Genomic DNA, 25056 nt, shown 5'->3' with positions numbered 1-25056 from the left:
GAAGGGCACATCATGTTCACAGTGATCGGAGCGACCGGGCACGTCGGGCGCGAAGCCGTGCGGCTGCTGCTGGAGCGCGGTCAGGAGGTGGCCGCCGTGTCCCGCAGCGGCCACCCCTCCGCAGTGCTGCCGGACGGCGCGCACCTCGTGTCCGGCGACCCATCCCGCCCCGCATCCCTGGCCACCACTCTCCCCGGCCACATCGAAGCGCTGCTGCTCGGCCCGCGTCCGGTCGGCACCGCCGCCGCCGAGTTGCTGTCCCTGGCGGCCGAGCGAGGAGCGAAGCAGGTCGTGGCGCTGTCGGCCTTGACCGTGGAACAGCCCATCGGTCATCCGCGGTTCATAGAGGAGTTCCTGGCGTTCGAAGACGCAGTGCGTTCCTCCGCGCTGCCGTGGACGGTCCTGCGGTGCGCCGACTTCGCCACCAACTCCCTGGCCTGGGCCCCACAGATCCGCGCAAGCGGCGCGGTGCACGGCGCCTACGCCGCGGCAGCCACTTCACCGGTCCACCCGCGCGACATCGCCGAAGTGGCCGTACGTGCGCTCAGCGAACCCGGGTACACGGGGCAGGCCCACGCGCTGACTGGGCCTCGGTCCCTCGACCAGCGGGACAAGGTCCAGATCATCGGCGACACCATCGGTCGCGAGCTGACCTTCCGCGAGGTCGACCCCGAGGAGGTCCGCCGCACGATGCTCGCCCAAGGACTGCCCGCTGACGTCCCCGAACGGCTGCTCGGCTCGCTGGCCGGCTACGCCAAGACGCCCGGCCACACCTACGACACCGTGGAACGGATCCTGGACCGGCCGGCACTGGGCTACGCGCGGTGGGTGTCCGAGAACGCCGCTGCCTTCACCGGAACGGGCGGAGAGTAGCCTGCCCCAACATCACCGGCCGTCCGGCAGCCGAACGTTCCACGCGGGAGCGTCCGGCGTGCGACCTGGTCTTCGCCAGGTGCCGGTCGACGAGGGCGATAAGAACACCGCATGAGCAACGCCGAGTTGCATCTCGGCGTTGCTCATCGTGGCCCATCGGTCGCCGCACCGGCCCTTTTCGAGTGCTGCCTCCATCGCGTACGGACCTGCACGTCCGTGGGCAGTGGGCGGTTCACGCCTCACTATGACGGCGCCCCCGAAACCTGAGATCACGCCCGGTGTGACGCTCCGCGTGCCTGCCTCGTCCTAGAGCTGGAGCGAACACTGCGCCTGCCGAATATGTCATCCATGCAGGTCAGGATGGTGGGGCAGGATGAGCACTCGTGCTGCTTCGTCTCGCCTACCTGACCGTCACCAATATGTTCGCCGCGCTGCGGTTACGGCCGATGAGCGACCGCGACAAGGACGCGGAAATCCTCGCCTTGCGCCACCAGCTCACCGTCGTGGAGCGGCAACTCGGCGCAGAGCGGGTGAAGTTCACTGCGGAAGACCGGGCGTTGCTTGCCGCCTTGTTGGCGCCGCTACCCCGTCAGGTCCTGCGAAGGCTCCGGTTACTGGTCCGGCCAGACACCGTGCTGCGCTGGCACCGCGACCTGATCAAACGGCTCCACGCCCGCACCTGCCGGCCGAAGAAGCCCGGCCAACCGCCCACGGTCCGCTCGATCCGTACGCTGATCCTGCGCCCAGCCGGGCTGCCACCACCTGGGCTGACTTCCTGCGCTCCCAGGCCGGTGCCCTCCTGGCCTGCGACTTCATCGAGACCGTGCCTCTGACCGGCCAACGCCAGTACATCCTCGCGGTCATCGAACACGCCACCCGCCGCATCCGGATCCTCGGCACCACCGCACGCCCCACCGCAGCCTGGGTCAGCCAAGCCGCCCGCAACCTGGCCATGAACCTCACGGACGCGCAAGCCACCGTCGCCTACCTGATCCGAGACCGGGACGCGAAGTACCCCGCCCTCTTCGACAAGATCCTGAGCAACGCAGGCATCCGGATCCCGCGCATGAACGCGATCATGGAGCGCTGGGTGCAGACCTGCCGCCACGAACTACTGGACCGCACCCTCATCTGGAATGAGCGCCATCTACGCCACGCACTTCACCAGTTCGAACTGCACTACAACCTCCACCGGCCCCCCAAGCGATAGACCAGGCAGCACCCCTGCGCGCCACCCCCGAACCACTCACCCGCACACAGATCACCCACCTCGACGTACGCCGAAGAGACCGCCTCGGCGGAGTGCTGCACGAGTACCAACATGCCGCTTGAACTGCGAGGATGGGGTTTTCGGCAGGCGCAATGATGCGGGCGCTGCCTGAACCCGAGGACGCCGACACAGACGACACACCAAGCGCCAGAGCCGACGTTCTGTGCGCCACGCTGCCCCAATGACGAATCGGCCGGAGCCCCATCGGGGTCCGGCCGTGGTCATGGGAGATCCATCAAACGCACCATGCTCCGGGACGACGCATCGAGCCAGCGCCGTACCGTCAACCGCGACACGTACGGCCGCCGCCCGGACCTCCCCACTGTTCCCATCTGCCTCAACACCCCCCCTCTGGCCAGCAGAATCTCCCTTAGCGCACGCCCCGGGGAATCTCTTCCACCCGCCGCCTGCCCAGATCACGCCTGCGGTCCGTACCCCGCGCGAGCAGAGCTTGGCGCCCGAACCTCTTCGCCGCGTCTTTCCCTGCTGCGGCGGGCGACAGGCAGGCCGCCGGGCCCCGTACTCACAGGGTCTTGGACGTGGCCCTCTGCCCGAATCATCGATGAGGCGCAAACAGTGGTCGATCAGCGGCGATCGGCGCCCCGGAGCACATCGATCAGGTCATGCGGGCTCATCCCGCGATCACGGAAGAAGACCCAGACCGCCAAGACTGCGCTACCACCCAACAGCGGACCGAGCGCCTCCGATGGGACGCCAGCCACACTCGCTGCACCGATAACGCACGCGACCAGCAGCATGGCCGCCAGCACCCGCCAGGCTACGTAGCGGGTGGCTGTAACTGCGGGATCCAATCGGTCGTCGTCAAGCAGGTGACCGATGCGCCCTTCGGCGTACCGCTCGGCGATAGTCATCAGCATCGAGGTCAAGTCCCGCAGTGCCGCATCGGGGTGAGCAGTCTGGCGTGCCTCTGCCACCCGTAGTGCGCCGATCACCTGCGCGGCATGAGCCTTGAGCACTCTGCGTTCGTGCGGCCTGCCGCCCGGACGTCGCAAAGGTGACCGCGGACCTAGCTCGCGCGTCAAGTAGGCCCGCCAAATGACCTGCTCCGCAGTGCGCAACGATGCACGGGGTAGCGGAGCAAACGGGCCGCCCATTGCCCATGTGCGGTGGGCTCGCCCGCACCGGGCCGCGCTGGCCAGCAAAGCGACCACGGGCCAGCAGCTCGCCGGCCCGATCTCCAGCTCGGGCGAAGCCGCACTCGGATCGCCGAGCTTGTGGTCCGGCGCCGGATGCACCAGCCGGAACAACCGGAGGAGAATCAGGACTATCAGCCCATAAACGACGAACCCGCGCCAGTATCCCCACTCCGCCCCGAAGTTGACATCCGAGAGCCGCACGGGCATGTCGGCCACCGATTGAATGCCCTGCCGCCCCACCTCGACACCACTGCGCACCAGCACGTCCAAGTGCCACACCCCGAACAGCGCCATCAAGTACGTGACCACGAGAGCCGGCACCAGCTTAAGGAAGGACATCCACCACTGCAGCACCCAGGCCGGGGCGAGACCAGGCAGGTTGTCAGGCAGGTCAACGTCATCCACCTCAGCCAGAGATGCCCGAGTCTCCCGCAAGAACTCGGCAGCATGTTCGCGCGCGAAGTCATCCCGCACTAGCCGAACGGGAGCCACGAACCGCACCTCGGCCCACGGCCCTACCCACAAACGCCAAACCTTCACCGACGCTGCCGCCAACAAGGCGCAGCAGGCAAACACAGCAACGATCATCATAAGCGCAAGCTTTGCGCACCCCACTGACAGCTTGAGGTGTCACGACCTGAACAGCCACATCAGAAAGCGCAGTTGGCGCGCCCGGCAGCAAGGCCCTACACGCCCCGAGTCGGCTCGTTATATCCCGCGCCGCCTTAGGGTACGGAGTCCACGCTGGGCAATGAGCAGCGCGTGAGTGCCTCAGTGGCGCGGCAACATAGCGGTGGATCCCCGGTTACCGAAACCAGGGGTCCACCGAATACTTGTAGCTCCACCGCCCTGACCACCCCGTCGAAGGCAGCACGCAACGATCCACAACCTCACCCATGAAATGCGTCTGCCGCCACGAGGCTCGGTCCCGTCAGACCGCGCACCGAGGCGGAGATGCGGTTGGCGGTGATGGTCTGCGAGGGGGCGAGCAACCAGGAGGCGGCAAAGCTGTTCCTCAGCGTCAAAACGGTGGAGGCCAGGCTGACCCGTATCGACCAGAAGCTGGACGTACGCTCCAGAGCCCGGCCGGCCACCGCACTGCGCTCACGGTGACGCCCGGGAGCCCCGGGCGCCCGTTCAGTCGACCACGGCAGGAGACGTGCCGGACTTCACGACCATGCGTGGTGTGCCGCCGCCGTCCGCCGGGACCGACCAGAGGTCGGCGCCGAAGTCCCCGGGCAGGGCGTAGAGGAGAGTGCGGCCGTTCAGCCACAGGGCCTGGTCGTCGACACTTCTGCGCTCCGCGAGCGCGGTCTCACGGCCGGTGCGCAGGTCCAGGACGTACAGCCGCCAGGGCGTACCGGCGGATGCGCCGGGGACGCGTTTCTTGAAGGCGACACGAGTGCCATCCGGGGAGAGGGACGGGCATTCGACGTTCTCGCGCAGGGTCCGCAGTGTGCGCCGGCCCAGGTCACCCTCGACCAGGTACGTACGGCCACGGGTGGCGAGGGTCGCGTAGAAACGGTTGTCGTCGGCGGCGAAAGTGACGCCCCAGAAGTTGTGGTCGGCGGCCCGGTGGCGGCGCCCGTCCTTGATCACGGCGAACTTCTCCAGGTCGGGCCGGAGGGTGCCGGTGCGGCTGTCGTAGACGGCGGTACGGGTGGAGAAGACGCTGCCCGCGTACGAGTCTCCGCTGACGAAGACCGTCCACGCCACCAGTCGTCCACTCGGCGATACGCGGGCGCGGGTGGGTATCCCGGGCACCGGGAAGGTACGGACGGGCCGCAACCGCGCGTCCAGCAGCACGGCTTCGTGACCGGGGACCACTCCGCCGGTGGCACGGAGGCAGATGCCTGTACCGGCGGCCGCGTGGAAGCGCAGACAGTCGCGGGGCGCGGAGGTGCGGGGCCCGGCCGGGGTGGACAGCGGGACGGAGGAGACGTGATCGCGTTGCGGCCCCCAGGCAAGGTTGCGGAAGAGCAGACGCTGCGGCTGACGCAACGTCACCACACCTGCCCTGGCGCCTGGTTCGCCCTGTCTGGTCCGATCGCGTTCGGCTGCGCGGTCGGCGGCCCGCAGGGTGACAACGGCCGCGACCACGACCAGGACGGCGGTGACGAGCACGAGGACGAGCAGCCGAGCCCTGATGCTCATGAGGGACTCCGTCGGTGGAGGTGGCGGTGGGGATGGAGGGTGGACAGGGCGGCGACTGCTGCCAGCGCGACGGCCAGACCGGCGGCGGCCACGGTCAGGGCGCCTTCCGGCCCGAAGTACATCCAGCCCGCGCCGAAGAGCAGTGAGCCCGCGAAGCGGGCGAGGGCTTGCGCGGTCTGGACGAGGGCGAGGCCGCTCGCCCTCAGGTCCGTGGGCAGCAAAGGACCGGCGGCGGCCATCAGTACGCCGTCGGTGGCCGCGTAGAACGCGCCGAGCAGTACGAGTACGGCTCCGGCCGCCACCGGCCCGCCGCCCCAGGGCGCGAGCAGCAACACGTACGCGATGAGCAGCGCCCCGTGCCCCGTGAGGAAGACCTGTCGGCGGCCGATCCGGTCGGCCAGATGCCCCAGCGGCACGGCCAGCAGCAGGAACCCGGCGGCGGCGCCGACGGGCAGCAGCGGGAAGTACGGGGCGGGCAGATCGAGGCGGCGCTGCAACAACAGATAGAGGAACGAGTCGCTGACGGTGACCACGCCGAGCAGCGCGGCGATCAGACACAGCCGGGGCAGGCCTGAAGTACGGGCCAGGGAACGCAGGACACCCGGACGGTGCCTCTTCCTGTCCGCGTCCTTGTCCGCGATCTTGTCCGCGCCCTTCCTCGGGCCCGTAATGGCGGACGGCTCCCGTACGAACAGTACGAGCAGCAGTACGCCGAGTGCGGCGGCGCAGAAGCTGACCACGAACACGGCGTCGTAGCCGTCACGAGCGGCCCACAGCACGGCGAAGGCGGCGAGCGGGCCGAGCAGTGCGCCGGCCGTGTCCATCGCCCGGTGCACCCCGAAAGCGCGGCCCTGCTCCTCGGGCGGGCAGGACAGGGAGATGAGCGCGTCGCGCGGGGCGGTGCGCAGCCCCTTGCCGGTGCGGTCGGCGGCGAGGACCGCACCGACCGCCCACGGTGTCGTTACCGCCAGCAGGCCGAGTTTGCAGGCGGCCGACACGGCATAACCAGCGCCCGCGACGAGCTTGCGGCGCTGGGCGCGGTCGGCGACATAGCCACCGGCCAGCCGGGACAGGGCACTTGCGCCCTGGTAGAGGCCGTCGAGGGCACCGAAGGCGAGCGGAGACATGCCGAGGCCGACCACGAGATACAGCGGCAGCACGGCAGTGACCATCTCGGCGGAGACATCCGTGACCAGGCTGACCGCGCCGAGGGCGATGACATTGCCGGCGACCGCGCGGCGGACCCCGATGCCGCGCGGCGGGCGCGGCCGGGTGCGGCGTACGCCCGCCGTGGTGTCGGCGGCCCGGCTTGCCGACAAGTACACCGTGCCTCCCTTCCTGTCACTGACGTGCTGTCAGAACCAGTTGACGGTGAGAGGGAAGGTGGTGGTGGCCGAGGCCGGGGTGGAGTCGGTGGCCGTTGCGGTGATCTGGAGTGTGCCGGTCTGCCAGGGCTTGCCGGTGATCCGGCCGGTGGTGCTGTCGATGCTCAGGCCGAACGGCAGTCCGGTGGCGCTGTACTTGACGGGTGCCTTGCCGCCGGTGGCGGTGATCTGGATGGTGCAGCTCTGGTTGAACTTGCAGGTCTGCGTACCGGGGTTGGACACCTTCAGGTCCCCATCCGGCGGCGTCGTACCGTCGCCGAAGACCTCGCTGATGGGGGTGGCGCTCGCGGCGTTGCCGGCGTGGGTGGTGCCGAAGAGGTCTTCGAAGGTACGCAGCAGGTTGTAGTGGTTGTACGCGCTGCTGTACTTGCCCTGCTTGACCTTGGCGCCGGAGAAGACCGTGGCGATCTGGTTGGAGCCGAGGAAGTTGTCCTCGTCCCATGTGAGCACCAGCAGGCTGTTGTTGGCCTTGGCCCACTGCGCGTAAGCGTCGAGGTTGTTCTTCACCCAGGTGTCTCCGGTGCCGACCGGGCAGGAGTGCATGTCGTTGCACTGGTTCGGGACGACGAACGACAGATGGGGCAGCTGGGAGAAGTCGCTCTTCGGGAACTGTGCCCAGGTCTTTCCGGTGTTGAGAGGCACGTTCTTGAAGGCGAACCAGGGGTTGTGCTTCTGCGCGTACTGACCGCTGGTGCAGGCCGTGGACCCCTCGCTCGGCAGGTCTTCGTTGTACGTGGCGAAGGTCTTGCCCGCGGCGATCAGCTCCTGTCCGAGGTTGGCGGCGCTCATCGACTGCGGGGTGTAGCAGCCGTCGCCCGTGATGCCCTGGGTCGCGCCGGAGAAGAGGTTGAAGTAGTTCGGCTGGCTGGGGTGGGTCAGGGCCTTCATGGCGGTCAGACTGGCGCCGGCGTTCGCGAGCTGGTTGATGTAGGGGGCGTTGGCGCTGCCGATGATCTCGCCGTACTGCTTGTTCTCGAAGACGACGACCACGACGTGGTCGTAGCTGGGCAGCGCGGCGGCCGCGGGGCGCTGCGCGGCACTTGAATCGGATACGCCGAAGGCGGCGACCAGGGCGAGGGTGCTGAAGATCCCGGCGGCGGTTGCCCGCCACGTCCTGGGCCGGGCCGGTGTCCGGTCCGGCAAGGCTCTTGGTTTCATGGGGTGTTCCTCCTTGTCCTGACTCACTCTTCGCGGCGGGCCGCGCCCGCCACGGTGATGTTCACCAGGCGCGGCACGGGAAGCCCGCGGCTGCGGAACTCCTCGGCCACAGCGGTACGTACGGCCGCCAGCCGCTCGTACGGCAGCAGCACAAGACCGCTGCGCTCCGGCTGCGGACCGGGCCACCAGTCGGCGGTGGCCCCCGCGCGCCGGGCACACGCCACAGCGCGCCGGACATCGTCCGCGCCCGCGCTGTCGCCGCGCGTCACAAGGAGCATCAGCCGAGCCCCGCATTCGGCCGGGTCGAGGCGGACGTGGCGTCGGCCGCCGTGGCCGCCGCCGAGCAGCAGAGCCTGGCCGGGCCGGGCGAACAGCACGGCCTGGCGCAGCGCGTCGTCGCCGTCGGGCGCGGCGTCCCGGACGAGGGCGGCCACCCTGCCGCGCGGCGGGCGCGGCCTGGCGGGTCCGGTGTGCGGGCGGGCGTGCAGGTCGGCGACCGCGAGCGCCACGGCGCACTCCAGGGGTTCGGCGCTCGAGAGTCCGGTCGCGGCGGTCAGCGTGGAGTGGATGTGCAGGTCGATTCCGCCGCGGCCGTATCCGGCGCGGGCCATGGTGCGCAGGAGGGTATAGGTGCGGGCGGCCCAGGCGGGGTGGGGCTGCGGCGGTCCTGTGAGCGGGAGTTCGCAGCTCTGTGCCGGGTGGGCGAGCGAGCTCAGCCGTACGAGACCGTCGTCTCGCGGCGCGGCGGCGGCTGCCACCGGCCAGCCTGCGGCGGCGACGAGGTGCGGCGAGCCGAGGTGGAATGCGTGCGGGGCGCTCCAGACGGTGGCCGGGGGGCGGTCGTGCGTCGATTCGAGGGCGTACGCGACGAGCCGGAAGAGCGGGTCGGCGGTGTGGCGCCGGGCGAGGTCAAGCACGTACTCACCTGCCTTCCGTGTCGGCGGGTGTTTTGCGGGCGAGCAAGCGGTAGGCATTGCCGCCGTCGGTGGCGCGGGCCACCGCCGAACGCACTCCGTCCAGGGCCGCCGCGGCGGCGTAGCACGGCAGCGACACGGTCTGCACGGCCGCACGGAACGCCCGCCGCGCCGGGGTGGCGCGGCCCGGGCCCCAGGGGGCGTACGGGTTGGGGGCGAGCCGGTTCGCGGTGAGGAGGACGGCGCCGAAGAAGTCGCAGGACTGGTGGGCGGCGCCGTGTTCCTCGGCGAGGACGGTGAATCCGCGCTCTGCCAGCGCGCGGCGGAGGTTGGCGACCGGGATGAGGTGCTGGTGCTGGGGCTGGAACCAGGGCAGCCAGGCGGGGCCCAGGAGGCGGGCGAGGCGCGATTCGGGGTCGGGCAGCTCGATGAGCAGATGTCCGCCGGTGGGCAGTACGGCGGCGGCCGCGTCGAGTTCGGCGAGCGGGTCGCGGGTGTGCTCCAGGTAGTGGTACATGCTCACGGTGTCGTAGCGGTGGGCGAGCCCGGCGGCGAGGTCGGGGAACTGGCCGTGGTGGGCGGTGGTGACCCAGCCACGCGCCTGTGCCTCCCGCACGGCGGCGGCCATGTCCAGGCCGTCGAAGCGGGTGTCGGGCCAGACGTCGCGCGCGCCGTCGCAGAAGTGGCCGTGCCCGGTGCCGACGTCGAGCCAGGCGGTGGGAGTCCCGAAGGGTTTCAGCATTTCGGCGCGGCCGCGGTACGAACGGCTCATCCTGGCGAACACGACGTCGGCGCCGCCGTCACCGAGGCCGTCGTAGAAGTCGCGGTAGTAGAAGTCGAGGCCGTCGAGGGAGAGACGGGGGTTCTGGAAGACGTGCTCGCAGTCGCCGCACTGTTCGAGGGTGAACCGGCCCGGCTTGCCCTGGAACAGGTCGGGGACGCGGGTGCGTACGGAGAGAGAGCCGGAGCCGCACCAGGGGCAGTTGGGGCGACGGTCCTCGAAGAACCGGTCGGTGCCGGCTTTCAGTTCGGCGGTGTAGTACGGCCGGAGCGCCTCCAGTTCGGGCGAAGGACCGGGCCTTGGACGGGCGCTCACGGCGGTACGGAGTGCGGCGCCGAGGGAGTGCAGAGGCCGCGCGGCGGCGGCGCGGGGCAGGTCGGCCGGGCGCAGGGGGCTCCGGGGACCGCCGAGGACGAGGACGGGCTGCAAGCAGTAGAGAGCGGCGGCCGCCGCGCCCCAGCGCCGGTCCGCGACGGCCGCGCGCAGGAGCAGGGCGAGACCGGCCAGTTGGGCGGTGGCCACCAGGCCCGGGGGCAGCCCCTGGGCGCGGAGTTCCGCGGCCCGCAGGGCGAGGTCGGGGGTGGGGGCGGCCAGGCCGGGTGCGATGGCGACGCCGGTCGCGGTGGCGGCGTACTCCTTCAAGCGCTTGAGGAGGGTGTGGAGTTCGTCGGTCATGAGCTCGGTCCCGAGTTCGGGACCGAGCTCTGTCCCGCTGCCGATCCCCGAGCGGCGCCGGACGTCCTCGGCGACCAGCAGGGCGTGTCCGGCGCCGCGGCCCTCGGCCGTGCGGGCGTAGTGGTGGGCGCTGGGGTCCAGGACGCGGAGCAGGCTCAGAGCGCGTTCCGTATCGAGGCGGCCGGGCAGCAGGTCGAGTACCTGCAAGCCGGTTCGTTCCGCGTGGGCGACGGCGGCGCGGAGGGTGGCGTCGTCGAGGTCGACTCCGCGCGCGGTGATCAGGTGCCATTCGTTCCGGGGCGGGCTGCTCGCGTCGGGGGAAAGATCCAGGACCGGTACGGCGGCCAGTCTGCGGCGGGCGCGCACGGTTCCGGCGGTGAGCCCGGCCAGCGCGGCGAGGGCCGCCCATGGGACGCGGGTACGGGGCTGTGTCATGTCAGCTTCTCCAACCGGTCGGCCGCGGTCACGGCACCGCCGGCCGCGGCGAAGGACGCCTGGATGCGGCGGGCGGCGTGGCGGTGAGCGGGGTCGTCGAGTACGGCTTCGAGCGCGTCGCGCAGCTCGCCCGCCCGGGCCCGGCCGAAGCGCACCCGGACACCTGCTCCGGCCGCCTCGACCTGTTGGGCGACGATCGGCTGGTCGTCGCGGATCGGCGCGACTACCAGGGGCAGGCCGTGGGCGAGGGCCTCGCAGACGGTGTTGTGGCCGCTGTGGCAGACGACGGCGTCGAGGTGCGGCAGGAGCTGGAGTTGGGGGACGTACTCCTGGAGCAGGACGTGGTCCGGCACCTCGCCGACGGTGTCCGCGGGTGCGGCCAGGATGACCTGGACGCGGTCGGCCAGTTGTTCCACGGCTCGCAGGACCGTGGCGTAGAACCGACCGCCCGCCTCCCGGTTGAGCGTCCCGAGCGAGACCAGCATCCGGCGTCGTACTGGATCCAGCCGCTGCCACGGGAAGGACGAGCAGTCGGACGGGCGCGGGCCGAGGGCCGGGCCGACGAAGGCGTAGTTCTGGGGGTACGTCTCGTCGGCGCCGACCAGTTCGGGGGTGGAGAACACCAGGACCAGGCGGTCCGAGAAGCGCGCGTCCCAGCCTGCGGGCGCCCCGCAGGCCGCGAGCAGTCCGGCGATCCGGTCCGCCACCCACTCCCCCACCCGGGGGAAGCCGGCGAAGGGCCGGGTGAACTCTGCCGAGGTCGACGCGGACGTCACCCACGGCAGTCCGCGCCGCCGGGCGACCACCGCTCCGGCGAGCGCCTGCTGGTCGACGACGAGCACATCGGGGGCGTACGCGTCGACCGCCCTCTCGACACCGGGCAGCATGGCATGGGCGAGCGGGATGATCGCCTCCTCCCACAGGAAGCGCAGGGCCGCGACTCCACGCAGGTCGCGCCAGTGCTCGTGCAGCGTGCCGTAGCCGCCGGTTTCCGCGCTGTCGCCGGATGGGTACAACTCGGCGCCCGCGGGCAGCAGTTGGTGCAGTACCTCGGCGGGACCTGTCCAGGCGACGTCGTGTCCGCGAGCGGTCAGCTCGGCGGCGACAGCGACCGTGGGGTTGACGTGTCCGGCGAACGGCGGGACGACGAACAGCACCTTCATACCGTCACCGCCTCGGGCTGGCGCCGCGCGGGCCCGGCGAGTCGGTCGAGCACCGCCCGCCGGAGCTCGTCGGTGCCGCCCTTGAGTACGTCGTGGCCCAGGCCCGGCAGGACGCGGACGGTGCAGTGGGGTGCGTGGCGGGCCAATTCGCGTGCGCCGGGGAGCAGTTCGGAGTGCTCGCCGCAGACGGCAAGCACGGGGCAGTGCACCCGGGCGAAGTCCTCGGGGGTGAAGGGCCGGGCCGCCGCGATGTCGTCGATCAGGGTGGTGCGGTTGAGGAGTTCGTCGGCGGTGGTGGTCAGGCGGGCGGCCTTGCGCGCTCCGATCGAGGCGAGTTCCTGCGGCACGTGGCTGCCTTCGAGGTCGAGGGCGGCGACGGAGAGCGTGTCGAGCATGTTCTCGAACCAGGGGCCGCTCAGCGGTGCCTCGATGAGGATGAGCCCGGCGACGAGGCCGGGGTGGGCGAGCGCGGTGTGGAGCGCCAGCATGCCGCCGTAGCTGTTGCCTATGAGGTGTACGGGGCGCTGGGCGAGGCCGAGGGCGGCGAGCATGGCGGTCAGGTCCCGTACGGCGGTGTCGGTGTCGTACCCGGTGGGCGGCCGCTCGCTGCGGCCGTGGCCGCGCAGGTCGTACAGGACGACGTCGTGCCCGGCCCGGGCGGCGGGGACGGCGAGGGTGCAGTAGAAGCTGGAGAGGTTGTCCACGACCAGGCCGTGGAGGAAGACGGCGACGGGTTCGGTGGAACTGCGGTCACGGCCCGGCAGCCGCTGCACGTGGAGGCGTACGGAGTTGGCGAGGATCTCGGCCATGGCGGGCTCAGGCGGCCGAGGCGGACGAGGTCGAGGGGGCCGATGGGGGTGACGAGGCCGACGGGATTGACGTGGTCGGCGAGGCCGACGGAGCCAGCGGCGCTGTGCCGGCGATGTGGAACACGAGGTCGCCGACCGTCATGGCCAGGATCTCCTCCATGTCCTTCTCGGCCAGGAAGGCGATCAGGTCCACCGCCGCCCCGTACCGCTGCTGGAGCAGCTCGGCGAGTGCGACGAACTCGATGCTCTCGAGTGCCAGATCCTCGTTGAACGTCGTCTTCAGAGTGACCTCGTCCGCGAGGAGGAACTCGTCGCCGACGGTCTCGACGAGCATGGCGGTGATCTCGGCTAGTATCCGCTCGGCCGTGGGGTCAGATGCCATGGCTGGCCTCCGTCGGGTCGGTGGTGGCTGGGGTAGTGGTGGGTGCGGATGTGGATACAGTCCGGGCGACGACATGGAGGGTGGGTCCGTCGTCGCCGGGGCCGGGCAGGTCGTGGACCGTGCTGATCCTTACGGCGTGGCTACGGCCCTCGGGGGACGTCACCAGCAGCCCTGCGGGAGCGTCGGTGACGGTCCACTGCCGCAGGCGTCCCCCCAGGCCCGTGCCTTCCGCCTTGGCGGCTGCTTCCTTGGCGCACCAGAGCGCGGTGAGCGCCTGCGCCCGGCCGGTGCCTTCGCGCGCGGCGAGCTCCTCGGCGAGGTGCCGCTCGTCGGCGGTGAGGGCGATACGGCTCAGTGCGGCGGGATCGTCGGTGACGGTCTCGACGTCGATGCCGATGCCGATCCCGATGCCATTGCCGACGGCGTGGGCGGGTTGGGCGTACGCGACTGCCAGCTGGTCCTTGTGGGCGAGGGAGAGCCGTAGCCCTGCGGCGAGCGGGCCTTCGGGCCGTGGGCGGCCCTGGTCGTCGTTGCCCACGGGGACTTCGGCCGGGAAGACGGGGCCCGCGTCGCGCTCCCACAGAAGCCCGCGTATCGCGTCCTTCGCCGCGATCCGGCCGAGCAGCCAGGCCGCGCGGGCCCGCGGTGGACGCTGCTCGTACGCCGCCCGCTCGGCGGCGCCGAGGTAGCGCCGCATCACCAGCTCCTGCGAGGCGGGGTCGGTCCAGCGGCGCCGCGCGAGACACCAGCCGCCGGGCTGCGGCTCGCCGATGCCGCAGATCTCCGGCGTGAACTTCATCGGCCATACCCGCTCGTCGGCGGCGAAGCGCCGGTACGTCCAGCCCTCCAGGCGGGCCAGTACGGTGCCGTCGCCATGGGTGAGTTCCACGTCGCCCAGCACGGATCCCTGCCGCACGGCGCGGATGCGGGCTGTGGCGCGTACCAGCGCACCGTCACGTGGGGCGGGCCCGTAGAGACGGACCCGCTCCAGCGTCGCGGGGAAGACCAGCCGGTCGACCGGAAGCCTCAACTGCATCCAGTGCCCGAGCAGTTGCCCGGCGGCATCGAAGAGCGCGCCGGGCGCGGGCAGGGCGCGCAGCACTCCCCGAATGCCGTCGTCGGCAACGGCGGTCACCTCGTGGACTCCGGCGAAGGCGGGCCCGTGGAACATCCACCGGTCGCGGTAGAGTGCCTCGGCGCTGACCGGCGGCGGCCCTTCGCGGGTCAGCGCCGTGTGATCAGGAGCGCGGCGGGCGGGACGACGGTCGGCCAAAACGACGGTGACGGTCGCGCACCCGACGATCTCCACCCGCACCCGGCCGCTGTCGGAGAGGTCGCGGAAAGCGTTGATCTCGGCATCGACGGGTGGGGCCACGGCGAGCCAGCGCAGGGCCCGCACATCGTCGAAACCGGCCACCGCACGCCCGGGGACCAGCTGACGCGCGGCGTCCGCGGCCAGCTCAAGGAGCGTCGTCATGGGGACGACGGGGAACCGGTCCGAGGGCTCGGGCCAGGCGTCGGGCTGGAGGTAGACGCAGTGGTCACGGACGTACGGCATGGTCTCCAGGGAGAGCCGACGGCGGGTGCGGTGCGCCTGTGGCGCGGTGGGCGGCGGCCGGAGGGCAGGGGCCGCGCGCCAGGCTTCCGCGACGCTGCGTGCCGCGGCCCCCGTCTCCTCCAGTACGGCGTCCAGGGCGGAGACTAGGGCGGGGCTTGAGGCGTCGGGTGGCCGGGACGGGACGCCCACGGACAACGCGGGCGCGTTGCCGCCGAGGCTCACCAGCGCGGAGCCGAGGTCGAGCCGTACGAGGCCCGGTCCAGGTGCCGCAGGCGAGGCGGGCGCCGTTGGCCCTGCCATCATCCCGGGGTTGCGGTCCGTCAGGCGTTCCCAGCGGGGGTCGAGGCCTTCCGTCCACAGCGCTGCGGCAAGCCGGCGCAGTTGGTTCAGCCCGTCGCCGCCCCGGGCCGCGCCCGCGGAGACGGCGAGGTGGTCCCGGCCGTGCAGGGTGTCCGCCACGAATCCGGGGAGGCTGCCCGGGCCCATCTGTACGAAGGCCCGTACACCCTCGGCGTACAACCGGCTTGTCAGCTCCGTGAAGCGCACCGGTTCCAGCAGGTGACGCAGCACCACGTCGCGGACTTCGTGCTCGCCCCCCGGGTAGACAGCGCACGTGGTCGCCGACCACACAGGTACGGTCGGCGGCCGCAGCGGCAGTCTGGCGAAGGCGGCGCGCACCTGATCGAGGTACGGCGCCCACATCGGCGTATGGAAGCCCGACCGGAATGGCAGCTCCTGCGTGAGTACGCCCTGGGCAGCCAGCCGGGTCAGCGCGTCGGCAACGGGACGGGGCTCGCCGCACAGCACCGACTGGTGGGGGCAGTTGTCGTGGCTGACGGCAACACGGTCGAGCCCACGCAGCGCGTCGGCCGCTTGCCGCGCGCCGCAGCCGAGGGCCGCGTACACGAGATCGGGGACGTCCAGATCGCCGGGGCGCAGCGAATCGAGAAAGGTGTCGACCGCCTGCTGCGGGTACATCCCGGCCACCACCATGGCGGTCCACTCGCCGAGGCTGTGCCCGGCCAGCAGGTCGGCCTGGATGCCGAGTTCGGGGAGAACGCGGGCGAAGAACCGGCCGACGGCGATGGCGTCGAGCGCCCGCTCGACCAGTGCGCCGCCGCCGGTCAGGGCGGGCCGGGGCAGCCCGAAGTGGTCGGCAACGCCGTCGGTAAAGGGAGCGAACTCCGGCTCAAGACCGGGAAAGAGGAATGCGAGCCGGCCGTCGCCCGCGAGCAGCGGGCTCGGCGTGAACCACACACCGCCGCGCCCGCGCCACGGCTTCCCCCGAGCGGCAACCGCCGCTGCGAGGGCCCGCCGCTTGCGCCCGTGGGGCCCGACGAGAGCAAGGCGACAAGGACCACCGGAGCCGAGCGGCTCGGAAGCCGGCCAACCATCGGGTAACGCTTCGAGCAGGCCCAGCAGTTCGCGAGGCGTAGCGGCCGCGACACGAAGCACAAACTCGTCCGCTACGGGGTCCGTGGCTACCGGCGAGCGGACCGCCGACCCGGACCCCGAAGCTTCCGGAACCGAGCTCGGGGGCCGCTGATCGGGCGGTGGTGGGGGGCTCTCGTCTCGGGGGTGGATCCTGGACTCCGACCAGTCCGGGGGGCCCGGGTCGGCGGCCGGGTGGGGTGCCTCCGTGCCGGGTGGCACAGCGGGCTTGGGCGCGGTATCCGGATCCGCCGCCGTGCCCGGACCGGGGCGCAGCAACTCTCCTGTCGCGGCCGTACCCTTCACCGGCAGTGCCGTCTCCGTGGCAGGTTCCCGCACCGCGTGGCCGGTCGCGTCGGCCGGGCCCGCCTCCCGTACCAGCGGCACGGCCCCTCTTCCCGGTGACTCCTCCAGCACCACGTGTGCGTTGATGCCGCCGAAGCCGAACGCGTTCACCCCCGCCCGTCGCGGTGCGCGCCCGCGCTCCCACGGCTCCGCCGCCGTCACCGGGCGCATGCGCGTCCGCGCGAAGCCCTCGTGCGGTTCGTCGAGGTGGAGGGTCGGGGGCAGCGTCCCGTCGTACACCGCGAGTACGGCCTTGATCAGCCCGGCCATCCCCGAGGCCTGCATGGTGTGGCCGAGCATCGACTTCACCGAGCCCATCACGACCGGCTCGGCGCCCGCCACGCGGGGGCCGAACACCCGGGCCACGGTGGCGAGTTCCGCCTCGTCGCCGACCGGTGTCCCGGTACCGTGCGCCTCCAGCAGGCCGAGCGCGTCGGGCGCGGCCGGGTCGAGACCGGCCTGCGCCCACGCCTGCCGCAGGGCGCGTACCTGGCCGCCCACCAGGGGGCTCATCAGGCTCGCCGCCCGGCCGTCACCGGCCACGCCGACCCCTCGTACGACGGCATAGATACGGTCGCCGTCGCGTTCGGCGTCCGCCAGGCGCTTGAGGAGGACGACGCCGGTGCCCTCGGAGAGCAGCGTGCCGTCGGCGCGGCGGTCGAAGGGGCGGATCGTCTGGGTCGGGCTCAGCGCCCGCAGCTGCGTGAAGACGCTCCACAGCGTGGCGATATGGCAGTGGTGCACGGCCCCCGCAACCACCAGGTCGCACCTGCCGCCTGCCAGGAGGCCGGCCGCCTGCTCGACGGCGAGGAGCGACGAGGCGCAGGCGCCGTCGAGGGTGTAGGCGGGGCCCCGGAAGTCCAGACGGTTGGCGGTCCGGGCGGCCGTGAAGCTGGGTACGAGGCCGATGGACGCGTCCGGCCGCTCCGGGCCGAGACCCGCCTGGAACGCCTCGCGGACCGCCGTGATCCGGTCCTCGCCCAGCTCGGGAGCGAGTTCGCGCAGAGTCGCGGCGATCTGGTGGGCCGTACGTACGCGCTGGTCGAGGCGGGCTGTGGCAACGCCCATGAAACCGCCGCGGCCGAGGATCACGCCGATCCGTGAGCGGTCGGCGGGCAGCCGCTCATCGCCCCCCGCATCGGCCACCGCCTCGGCGATGACGCGCAGCGCGAGCAGCTGATCGGGCTCCGCCCCGGCCACGGCCGCGGGCATGATGCCGAACCGGGTCGGGTCGAAGGCGGCGAGGTCGTCGATGAAGCCGCCGCGCCGACAGTAGAAGCGGTCGCTGCGAGGCGGGCCTTCGGCACCGATCGGGTCGTAATACACCTCGGGATCCCAGCGGCCGGGCGGTACTTCGCTGATGGCGTCCAGGCCCGCGAAGAGATTCCTCCGGTACGCGGCCAGGTCGGCGGCGCCAGGGAAGACGGCGCCCATGCCGATGACGGCCGCGTCGGCCGGGCGGGGTCCGCGTCGGAGGTCAGCCATGGCGGGCCTCCCCCGGCTGCTCCGCCATGAGGACGACCTGGCCCTCGGTGCCGTGCGCGAGCTCGGCAAGGAACGCGGCGGTGCCCGCGGCCGGATCGAGGAGCGGGATGCCGCGGCTCGCGTACATCCGCTCCAGTTCCGGGGTCACCATGCCGCCGGCCTCAGCAGCCCACGGCCCCCAGTCGATGGCGAGGACCCGGCCCGGGAAGCGGCGTGACCAGGCCGGGGTGGCGGCCAGGGTGTCCAGGGCGTCGTTCGCCGCCGCGTAGTCGGCCTGGCCATGGTTGCCGAAGACCCCGGCAACGCTGCCGAAGAAGACCAGGAAGCCGGGGGCAGGCCCGTCGCCGTGGTCAGCGGCCGCGTCGACGAGGTGACGGGCACCGTCCACCTTGGTGGCGAAGACCCGCGCGAAGGACGCCGGATCCTTGTCGCACAGCAGGCTGTCCTGGATGGTTCCGGCACCGTGCACGATCCCGTCGAGGCGGCCGTGACGTGCGCGTACGTCCTGGATGACGGTCCGTACGGCGTCGGCGTCGGTGACGTCCGCCGCGTGGTACCGCACGGAGGCGGCGACACCGCCGAGCGCGGCGAGAGTGGTGCGTATCTCGCGAGCGGCAAGGACGCGGGACGCGGCCGCTTCGACCTCGGCGGGGGCGCGCAGGCCTTGCCGGACAAGGGCCGCGCGCAGGGTGACCCGGTCATGGGCGTGAGCGATCGCCGGATCCTCGGCGTCGTCGGGGGGTGGCGTACGCCCGATGAGCTCGATGTGGCATCCGGTGGCGTCGGCGAGGGCGACGGCCGTACGAGCGGTGATGCCGCGCGCTCCGCCGGTGAGCAGCACCACCGCGTCGCGGCCGAGCAGGAGCGGTGGCGGCGATTCGGTGTCGGGAAGGGGGGCGGTGACGGTGCGCAGGCTGTTACGGGTGCCGTTGGTGTAGCCGACGGCCACCGGCTCCTCGGGGGAGCACAGTTCGGTGATCAGGTGGGCGGCGATCCGCTCGGGACGGTCTTTGGGGTCGACGTCCACGGCGCGGACTTCCACGCCGGGGTATTCGATCGCTGCCGTACGGGCGAATCCGTACAGCCCCGCACCAGGAACCGGGTCGGCGGAGTGCGGTGACGAAGCGGTACGACCGAACGCCCCGCCGCAGCCGGTGACGAGCAGCAGCCGGCGCGTGCCCGCCACCAGCATCTCGCGCAACGCCCCGAACGCCTCCGGAAGCACGGGTGCCTCGGCCGCACGAAGCGCACCCAGGTCCACCACGCCGTCGGCTCCGGCGGCGTCCGCCAGTCGTTCCCGGCGCACGGTACGCACCTCGGCGCCGTATGACTCCAACGCGGCGGCCAGGGCAACGCCGACACCGAGGCCGTCGTCGACCACGGCAAACCGCCGGCCGGGCAGTACGTCGGCGGATTCACGGCTCACGGGCGGCCCTACGGGGGCGACTTCGACGAGCAGCCGGGCGGTCGGGGAGGCGGACCGCACGACGCCACCGCGAGCGAACGCGACCTCGGGGGCAACTGGGTCCGACGCCATGGACGTAGGCGAGTCGCTTCCACACAAGGGCTGAGTCACGGCCGGGGCCGGGGGCGTGGCTCTGGATGTCAGCCAGTCGACCATGCCGCCGATGGTCTTCAGCCGGGCGAGTTCCTCGACGGCCGATTCCGCCGGACCGTCCGGCCCTCGCGGCAACCCGATCCGGTCGGCGAGCGCACCGATGATCTCCACCCGCTTGATGGAGTCCACCGAAAGGTCGGCTTCCAGGTCGAGGGACGGGTCGAGCATCTCCCTCGGGTACCCGGTACGAATGTGGATGATCTCCAGGATCGTTTCCGTGAGTTGATCGGGCGTCAGTTGATCTGGCGTCAGGGGCTGCGGAGCCCCTGATTCCTCGGCTGCTGGGCGCGGAGCCGGCACCTCGGGGGTGTACTGCTCCCGGACGGGCGGGATCGTTGCCGAGGGTGGAGCTGTCTCCGCCCCCAGGTAGCCCAGCAGTACGTCGCGTTGCGCGGCCACCAGTTCCCGCGTACCGCGCAGATATTCCAGTACGGCATCCTCCCGCCGGTCCACAGCTGCCACCGGACCCGCCGCCACCCGCCGGGCCGGGAGCAGTCCGCCCGCCACCGGCTCGCCGTCCGCGGTCCGTACGAGATGGCCGTCCACCAGCCATCCGGCACGTCTGGGCGCTTCGGCGGGCAGTGCCGCGGTGCGGCCCTTGTACAGGGGTTCCGGGTCGAACGGGACGCCCGCCGCGGCAAGTTCGGCGAGTGCGGTGACCAGGCGGGTCAGGCCGTGTTCGCCTGGCACATCGAGCGGGACGGCGGTGTGCGGCCGGTCGCCCAGGGTGCGGCCTACGAGACCGGTGAGCACCCGGCCGGGTCCGGCTTCGATGAACGTCCGCACTCCGGAGGCGTACATCGCTTCGATCTGCTCGGCGAAGCGCACGGGTTCGGCGAGCTGGCGGGCCAGCATGTCTCGTACAGCCACCGGGTCGGCGGGGTAGCGGCCCGCTGTGGTGTTGGACCACACCGGGATTCCCGGCCCCACCACGACCTCACCGGCCAACTCGCCGGCCAGGGCCTCGGACGCACCGGCGACGACCTCACTGTGGAAGGCGCAGGCCACCGGTATGCGTTCGGCGGCGATGCCCGCGTCGCGCAGTGCGGCGATCGCGGCGTCGACCGCCGGGGTCGGGCCCGAAATGACGGTCTGCTCCGGTGCGTTGTGGTTGGCGACGACGCATCCGGCCGGCAGCCCGGGTAGCTCGTGCGGGGCCGCGGACACGGCGGCCATCGCCCCGGGGTCGTCCGCGGCGGCGGCGAGAATCGCATCGGCACGGCGGTCGCTGAGCCGCAGGAGGGTCGCGGTGTCATAGGCACCGGCTGCCCACAGAGCGACCAGCTCGCCGTAGGAGTGGCCGGCCGTGCAGTCGGGGCGTACGCCGAGCGAGGTGAGGAGCAGGTGCGTGGCGGCGCCGACGAGGCCGAGTGCGGGCTGGGCGGTCCGCGTGTCGGTGACGGCCGCGCGCTGAGCCGCTCGTTGTTCGGCGGTGAAGGCGGCGGGCGGGAACATCGCGGCGACGCGGCGCGGATCCGCGCCGTCGAGCAGGGTCCGCAGGCGCGGGAAGGCGACGAAGAGGTCGCTCAGCATGCCCGGCCGCTGGCTGCCCTGCCCGGGGAAGAGGAAGGCGACCCGCCCGGGCGGCGTGGTCTCGTCCCGTACATGGACCCCGTCGGCGGCGACGAAGTCCCGGGCCGGGCTCAGCTTCGCGGCCAGGTCGTCGAGGCCGGTGGCGACGAGCGCTACCTGGACCGCGCCGTCATCGGCGGAGGAGGCGGAGGCAGATGCGGAGGCGGAGGCAAAAGCGGATGCGGAGGCTTCGGCAGCGAGGTCGCGCAGCGGCCACGGGCTCCCTGCCGCGTCGTTCTGTTCCAGCCTGGCGGCGAGGCGGTCCATGGCGCGGCGCGCAGCCGCGCGGTCGGCGCCCCGGAAGCAGAACAGCTCGGCGGGCCAGCGGTCCAGCCCGTGCGCCGGCTCGCCCGCGTCACCATAACTCGCCAGCACCGCATGGTAATTCGTGCCGCCGAAGCCGAACGCGCTGACTGCGGCGAGCCGCCGGCCCCCGGGCACGGACCACGGCCTGGCCTCGGTGTCGAAGAAGAACGGGCTGGAGTCCGGCTGCCAGTCGGGGTTGGGGCTGCTCAGGTGCAGGGTCGGCGGTCGTACGCCGCTGTACACGGCCCGTACCGCCTTGATGAGCCCTGCCAGGCCCGCCGCGCATTTCGTGTGACCGAGCTGCGACTTGACCGATCCGAGCGAGCAGGACGCGACGCTCCCGCCTACGCCCACGCCCCCGCCCCCGCCCCCGAACGCCTCGGTGAGGACGGCCAGTTCTGTGCTGTCACCGACGATGGTGCCCGTGCCGTGCGCCTCCACAAGGCCGATCTCACCGGGGGTGATCCCGGCCCGCCGGTAAGCACGTTCCAGAGCGCGTCGCTGCCCTTCGGGCCGCGGGGCCGTGAGCCCGAGGGAGCGTCCGTCGCTGGAGGCGCCCACGGACTTGACGACGGCGTAGATGCGGTCGCCGTCGCGTTCGGCGTCGGCCAGGCGCTTGAGTACGAGGCAGGCGACGCCCTCGCCGAGTGCGATGCCGTCGGCGGAGGCGTCGAAGGGGCGGCACTTCCCCGTGGGCGAAAGGGCGCGTACGGAGGCGAACATCAGGTAGTCGTTGATGCCGTTGTGCACATCGGCTCCGCCGCACAACGCCATGTCGCTGTCCCGGTCGCGCAGTTGCTTGCAGGCCAGGTCGAGGGCGGCGAGCGAGGATGCGCAGGCGGCGTCGATCGTGCAGTTGGCACCGCCGAGGTCGAGGCGGTTGGCGACGCGCCCGGCGATGACGTTCGCGAGGACGCCGGGGAAGGAGTCCTCGGTCAGCCGGGGCAATTGGGCATCAAGTTCGGGCGGCAGCTCGCCGAGGTAGCCGGGGTGGAGGGCCCGGAAGCCGTACGCTCCGGCGAGGTCGGTGCCCGCCTCGGCGCCGAAGACGACGGAGGTGCGGGAGCGGTCGAAGTGCCGCTCTCCCGCGTAACCGGCATCGGCCAGGGCGCGGGCGGCGATGTCGAGGGCGAGCAGCTGCACGGGCTCGATGCTGCCGAGCGAGGCCGGGGCGATGCCGTGCGCGAGCGCGTCGAACGGGGCGGGCGCCAGGAAACCGCCCCACCGGGACGGGGTACGTTCCCCCGCCCGCGCCGGGTCGGGGTCGTGGTAGGCGGCGGCGTCCCAGCGGTCGGCGGGCACTTCGGTGACCGAGTCGGTCCCGGCGACGATGTTCGCCCAGTACCCGGCGAGGTCGTCCGCGCCGGGGTAGCGGCAGGCCATGCCGACGACGGCGATGTCGAGCGGGGCTTCCCGGTCCGCGGCGGGTTCAGGCTCCCGAATCCGCTCCGCACGCTCGGCGAGCAGGTCCGTCGCACCCTGGGTCACCTGGGCGTGCAGGGCGGCGACCGTGGTGGTGGCGGTGCGTGCGGTGGCGATCTGGCCGAGCATGTAGAGGCCCTCGCCGTGCTGCTCCTCCTCGTCGACCGGGACGGGTCCCGTCACCGTGTGGCGCAAGCCCTTGCTCGCGATACGCAGCCGCCCGAGGTTGAGCCTCTCCAGCTCCTCCCAGACTTCGTTCGGGCTCGCGCCGTCCTGCCTGAGCCGCTCGGCGGTGGTGGTGAAGGCAGCGGTGTACGGCGTGGTGGCGCAGCGGGTCGCGTGGCCGGGGGCGGTGCGCAGCAGCGTGGTGGTGTCGCAGTCAAGAGCGGTGCTCTGGAAGCCGGGGAGTACGGCTCCGGCGGCGACCGCCTCCTCGGTGAACAGGTAGGCGGTGCCCATGAGTACGCCGGTCCGGGCGCCGCGCTCGGCCAGCGGCCCGGCGGCGACAGCGGCCATCGCCGCGGAGCGCTCGTCGTGGATGCCGCCTGCGAGGAGCACGTCGAGTTCGGCGGCGTAGGGGCAGGAGAGCAGTCGCTCGATCTGCTCCTCCCAGAGCGGGAAGGCCGCGCGCGGGCCGATGTGGCCGCCGCATTCGAGCCCTTCGAAGACGAAGCGCCGCGCTCCCTCGGCGAGGAACTGATCCAGCAGTCCCGGCGAGGGTACGTGCAGATAGGTCCTGGTCCCGGCGGCTTCGAGCGGGGCCGCCTGGGCGGGGCGGCCGCCCGCGATGATCGCGTACGGCGGGCGCGCTTCGGCGACGGCGGCGAGCTGCTCGCGGCGCAGCTCGTCCGGGGCGAAGCCGAGCAGGCCGACTCCCCAGGGCCGGCCGGCGAGGCGTTCGGCGATTTCGGTAAGCAGTCTGCCTACCTCTGGGCCGTCCATCACGGCCAGGGCGAGGAAGGGAAGCCCGCCCGCGTCGGCGACGGCGGCGGCGAAGGCGGGCCGGTCGCTGACCCGGGTCATGGGTCCTTGGACGACCGGCAGATGCTCCTCGCCCGGGCGCGGCAAGAGGGGGCGGACCCGTACGGCGGCCTCGATGTGCCCGGTGATGGCCGCGCGTACGGCCTGCACGACGGAGCCGGTCGTGCGGTGACGCGCCGCGAGCCGGGCGGCCGTGGCACCGTCCTGGCCGATGGGCAGAGGCTGTGCACTCAGGCCGCGCGCGCCCAGCAGCCGGGTGATGTCGCCTTCGGGCAACGCCAGATCGGGGCGGGTGTAGACGCGGTGGTCCGAGACGACCGTGGTTTCGCTGCCGTCCATGGCACGGATCGCGGCCGTGACCGCGGCCGGCAGTTCGGCCACTCCCTCGGTGGTGAGCGCGAGCTGCGCGTCGAGTACGACACCGGCGGCGCCGCCCGCAACGGCGGCGGCGGCCGTATGGGGTCCGATGCCTCCCGACGCGAAGACCGGGACGTCCAGTTCCCGGTCGGCCAGGAGGCGTTGCAGCAGTACGAAGGTGGTCAGTTCACCGACCCGACCGCCTGCCTCGTGCCCCCTGGCCACGAGCCCGGCCGCTCCGGCGGCGACGGCGGCCACCGCCTCGCCGGGGCTGACGACCTCTGCCCACAGCCGGCGCCTGCCGTCGGCGGCCCACTCGCCGGTCCCGGTCCGCCACCACTCTTCGGCGAGCAGGACGGTGTCCACTGCGGCGGGCAGTTCGTCCGGGGTGAGCGGGCATCCGGCCGGTACCCGGACTCCGTAAGGTCTGCGTCCGCGAAGTGCGGCCAGCGCGGTGCGCGCCCGGTCGCGGTCCCTGCCGAGGTCGAGAAGGCCGAGGGCGCCGGCTCGCTGCGCGGCGGCGACCATGCCGGGATTGGGTTCCTCGAACGGGCTGACCACGACGACGAGGTCCCGACGGAAGGTCCGGGCGGGATGAGAGATCACGGGCTCTCCTTTTACTTCCGGGCAGTCACTTCCAGGCAGTTGCTTCCGGGCAGGACCGGGCGAGGGAGCGGTGGCAGACGCAGGGGTGTACGGGCGTAGGACGTAGAGGCGTACGGACGCCGCGCATGGGGTAACCGGCGGTAACATCGCCGTGTCGCGTTGCATCGTGCGGCGAGCGGCCCGCAGTGTCAACGCCCATCAACGACCCATGCCGCCGCG

The 25056-nt window shown here is 72.1% G+C and carries 12 protein-coding genes and 2 pseudogenes; 3 read left to right on the top strand and 11 right to left on the bottom strand.

Going from position 1 to position 25056, the window contains the following annotated elements; all coding sequences use genetic code 11:
• The first annotated feature begins 12 nt into the window (after positions 1–12).
• Together AB0O76_RS34465 and AB0O76_RS34460 are read left to right on the top strand one after the other, a co-directional pair.
• Positions 13–873, top strand: coding sequence for an NAD(P)H-binding protein (locus AB0O76_RS34465; protein ID WP_365499601.1), 861 nt, complete (start codon positions 13–15; stop codon positions 871–873).
• 383 nt (positions 874–1256) lie between these two features.
• Positions 1257–2205 (top strand): annotated as a pseudogene (locus tag AB0O76_RS34460) (integrase core domain-containing protein).
• A gap of 522 nt (positions 2206–2727) precedes the next feature.
• Here AB0O76_RS34460 and AB0O76_RS34455 read toward each other — a convergent pair.
• Entirely contained in the window at positions 2728–3891 is a 1164-nt protein-coding gene (locus AB0O76_RS34455; protein WP_365499598.1) for a hypothetical protein, read from the bottom strand.
• A 351-nt stretch (positions 3892–4242) separates the two neighbouring features.
• On the opposite strand from AB0O76_RS34455, the pseudogene AB0O76_RS34450 reads away from it, so the two are divergent.
• Positions 4243–4413 (top strand): annotated as a pseudogene (locus AB0O76_RS34450) (LuxR C-terminal-related transcriptional regulator); the annotation flags it as partial.
• 24 nt (positions 4414–4437) lie between these two features.
• Here the strand turns inward: AB0O76_RS34450 and AB0O76_RS34445 are convergent.
• The 10 genes from AB0O76_RS34445 to AB0O76_RS34400 form a co-directional block, all read right to left on the bottom strand.
• Entirely contained in the window at positions 4438–5454 is a 1017-nt protein-coding gene (locus AB0O76_RS34445) for a TolB-like translocation protein (RefSeq protein ID WP_365499595.1), read from the bottom strand.
• A complete protein-coding gene (locus AB0O76_RS34440; RefSeq protein ID WP_365499715.1) occupies positions 5451–6704 on the bottom strand; it encodes an MFS transporter in 1254 nt (417 codons plus the stop codon). Before AB0O76_RS34440 ends, AB0O76_RS34445 begins: the two co-directional genes overlap by 4 nt.
• A gap of 105 nt (positions 6705–6809) precedes the next feature.
• Positions 6810–7997, bottom strand: a complete 1188-nt coding sequence (locus AB0O76_RS34435) for an alkaline phosphatase family protein (protein ID WP_365499592.1) — start codon at positions 7995–7997, stop codon at positions 6810–6812.
• A 23-nt stretch (positions 7998–8020) separates the two neighbouring features.
• Positions 8021–8914, bottom strand: a complete 894-nt coding sequence (locus AB0O76_RS34430; protein ID WP_365499589.1) for a galactokinase — start codon at positions 8912–8914, stop codon at positions 8021–8023.
• Positions 8915–8918: 4 nt separating this feature from the next.
• Positions 8919–10802: a class I SAM-dependent methyltransferase gene (locus AB0O76_RS34425; protein ID WP_365499586.1), complete on the bottom strand. Its 1884-nt coding sequence runs from the start codon at positions 10800–10802 to the stop codon at positions 8919–8921.
• Positions 10799–11965, bottom strand: coding sequence for a nucleotide disphospho-sugar-binding domain-containing protein (locus AB0O76_RS34420; RefSeq protein WP_365499583.1), 1167 nt, complete (start codon positions 11963–11965; stop codon positions 10799–10801). Before AB0O76_RS34420 ends, AB0O76_RS34425 begins: the two co-directional genes overlap by 4 nt.
• A complete protein-coding gene (locus AB0O76_RS34415) occupies positions 11962–12774 on the bottom strand; it encodes an alpha/beta hydrolase (RefSeq protein WP_365499580.1) in 813 nt (270 codons plus the stop codon). Before AB0O76_RS34415 ends, AB0O76_RS34420 begins: the two co-directional genes overlap by 4 nt.
• 7 nt (positions 12775–12781) lie before the next feature.
• Positions 12782–13156: an acyl carrier protein gene (locus AB0O76_RS34410; RefSeq protein WP_365499577.1), complete on the bottom strand. Its 375-nt coding sequence runs from the start codon at positions 13154–13156 to the stop codon at positions 12782–12784.
• Positions 13146–17975 carry a beta-ketoacyl synthase N-terminal-like domain-containing protein gene (locus AB0O76_RS34405; RefSeq protein WP_365499574.1) on the bottom strand — a complete coding sequence of 1610 codons (4830 nt, stop codon included), beginning with the start codon at positions 17973–17975 and terminating at the stop codon, positions 13146–13148. The genes AB0O76_RS34410 and AB0O76_RS34405 overlap by 11 nt, the downstream gene beginning before the upstream one ends.
• Positions 17968–24759, bottom strand: a complete 6792-nt coding sequence (locus AB0O76_RS34400; RefSeq protein ID WP_365499712.1) for an SDR family NAD(P)-dependent oxidoreductase — start codon at positions 24757–24759, stop codon at positions 17968–17970. Before AB0O76_RS34400 ends, AB0O76_RS34405 begins: the two co-directional genes overlap by 8 nt.
• Positions 24760–25056 lie beyond the last annotated feature (297 nt).

Source organism: Streptomyces sp. NPDC086554 (assembly GCF_040686095.1).
Classification (GTDB): domain Bacteria; phylum Actinomycetota; class Actinomycetes; order Streptomycetales; family Streptomycetaceae; genus Streptomyces.
Note: the sequence above shows the minus strand (reverse complement) of the source record. Positions and strands in the feature narration are given on the sequence as shown.

Bases quoted from the DNA above. Each gene is read 5' to 3' on its own strand.
- AB0O76_RS34465 (WP_365499601.1), top strand. From the start codon at position 13: ATGTTCACAGTGATCGGAGCGACCGGGCACGTCGGGCGCGAAGCCGTG.
- AB0O76_RS34455 (WP_365499598.1), bottom strand. From the start codon at position 3,891: ATGATGATCGTTGCTGTGTTTGCCTGCTGCGCCTTGTTGGCGGCAGCG.
- AB0O76_RS34445 (WP_365499595.1), bottom strand. From the start codon at position 5,454: ATGAGCATCAGGGCTCGGCTGCTCGTCCTCGTGCTCGTCACCGCCGTC.
- AB0O76_RS34435 (WP_365499592.1), bottom strand. From the start codon at position 7,997: ATGAAACCAAGAGCCTTGCCGGACCGGACACCGGCCCGGCCCAGGACG.
- AB0O76_RS34425 (WP_365499586.1), bottom strand. From the start codon at position 10,802: ATGACACAGCCCCGTACCCGCGTCCCATGGGCGGCCCTCGCCGCGCTG.
- AB0O76_RS34420 (WP_365499583.1), bottom strand. From the start codon at position 11,965: ATGAAGGTGCTGTTCGTCGTCCCGCCGTTCGCCGGACACGTCAACCCC.
- AB0O76_RS34415 (WP_365499580.1), bottom strand. From the start codon at position 12,774: ATGGCCGAGATCCTCGCCAACTCCGTACGCCTCCACGTGCAGCGGCTG.
- AB0O76_RS34410 (WP_365499577.1), bottom strand. From the start codon at position 13,156: ATGGCATCTGACCCCACGGCCGAGCGGATACTAGCCGAGATCACCGCC.
- AB0O76_RS34405 (WP_365499574.1), bottom strand. From the start codon at position 17,975: ATGGCTGACCTCCGACGCGGACCCCGCCCGGCCGACGCGGCCGTCATC.
- AB0O76_RS34400 (WP_365499712.1), bottom strand. From the start codon at position 24,759: ATGGTCGCCGCCGCGCAGCGAGCCGGCGCCCTCGGCCTTCTCGACCTC.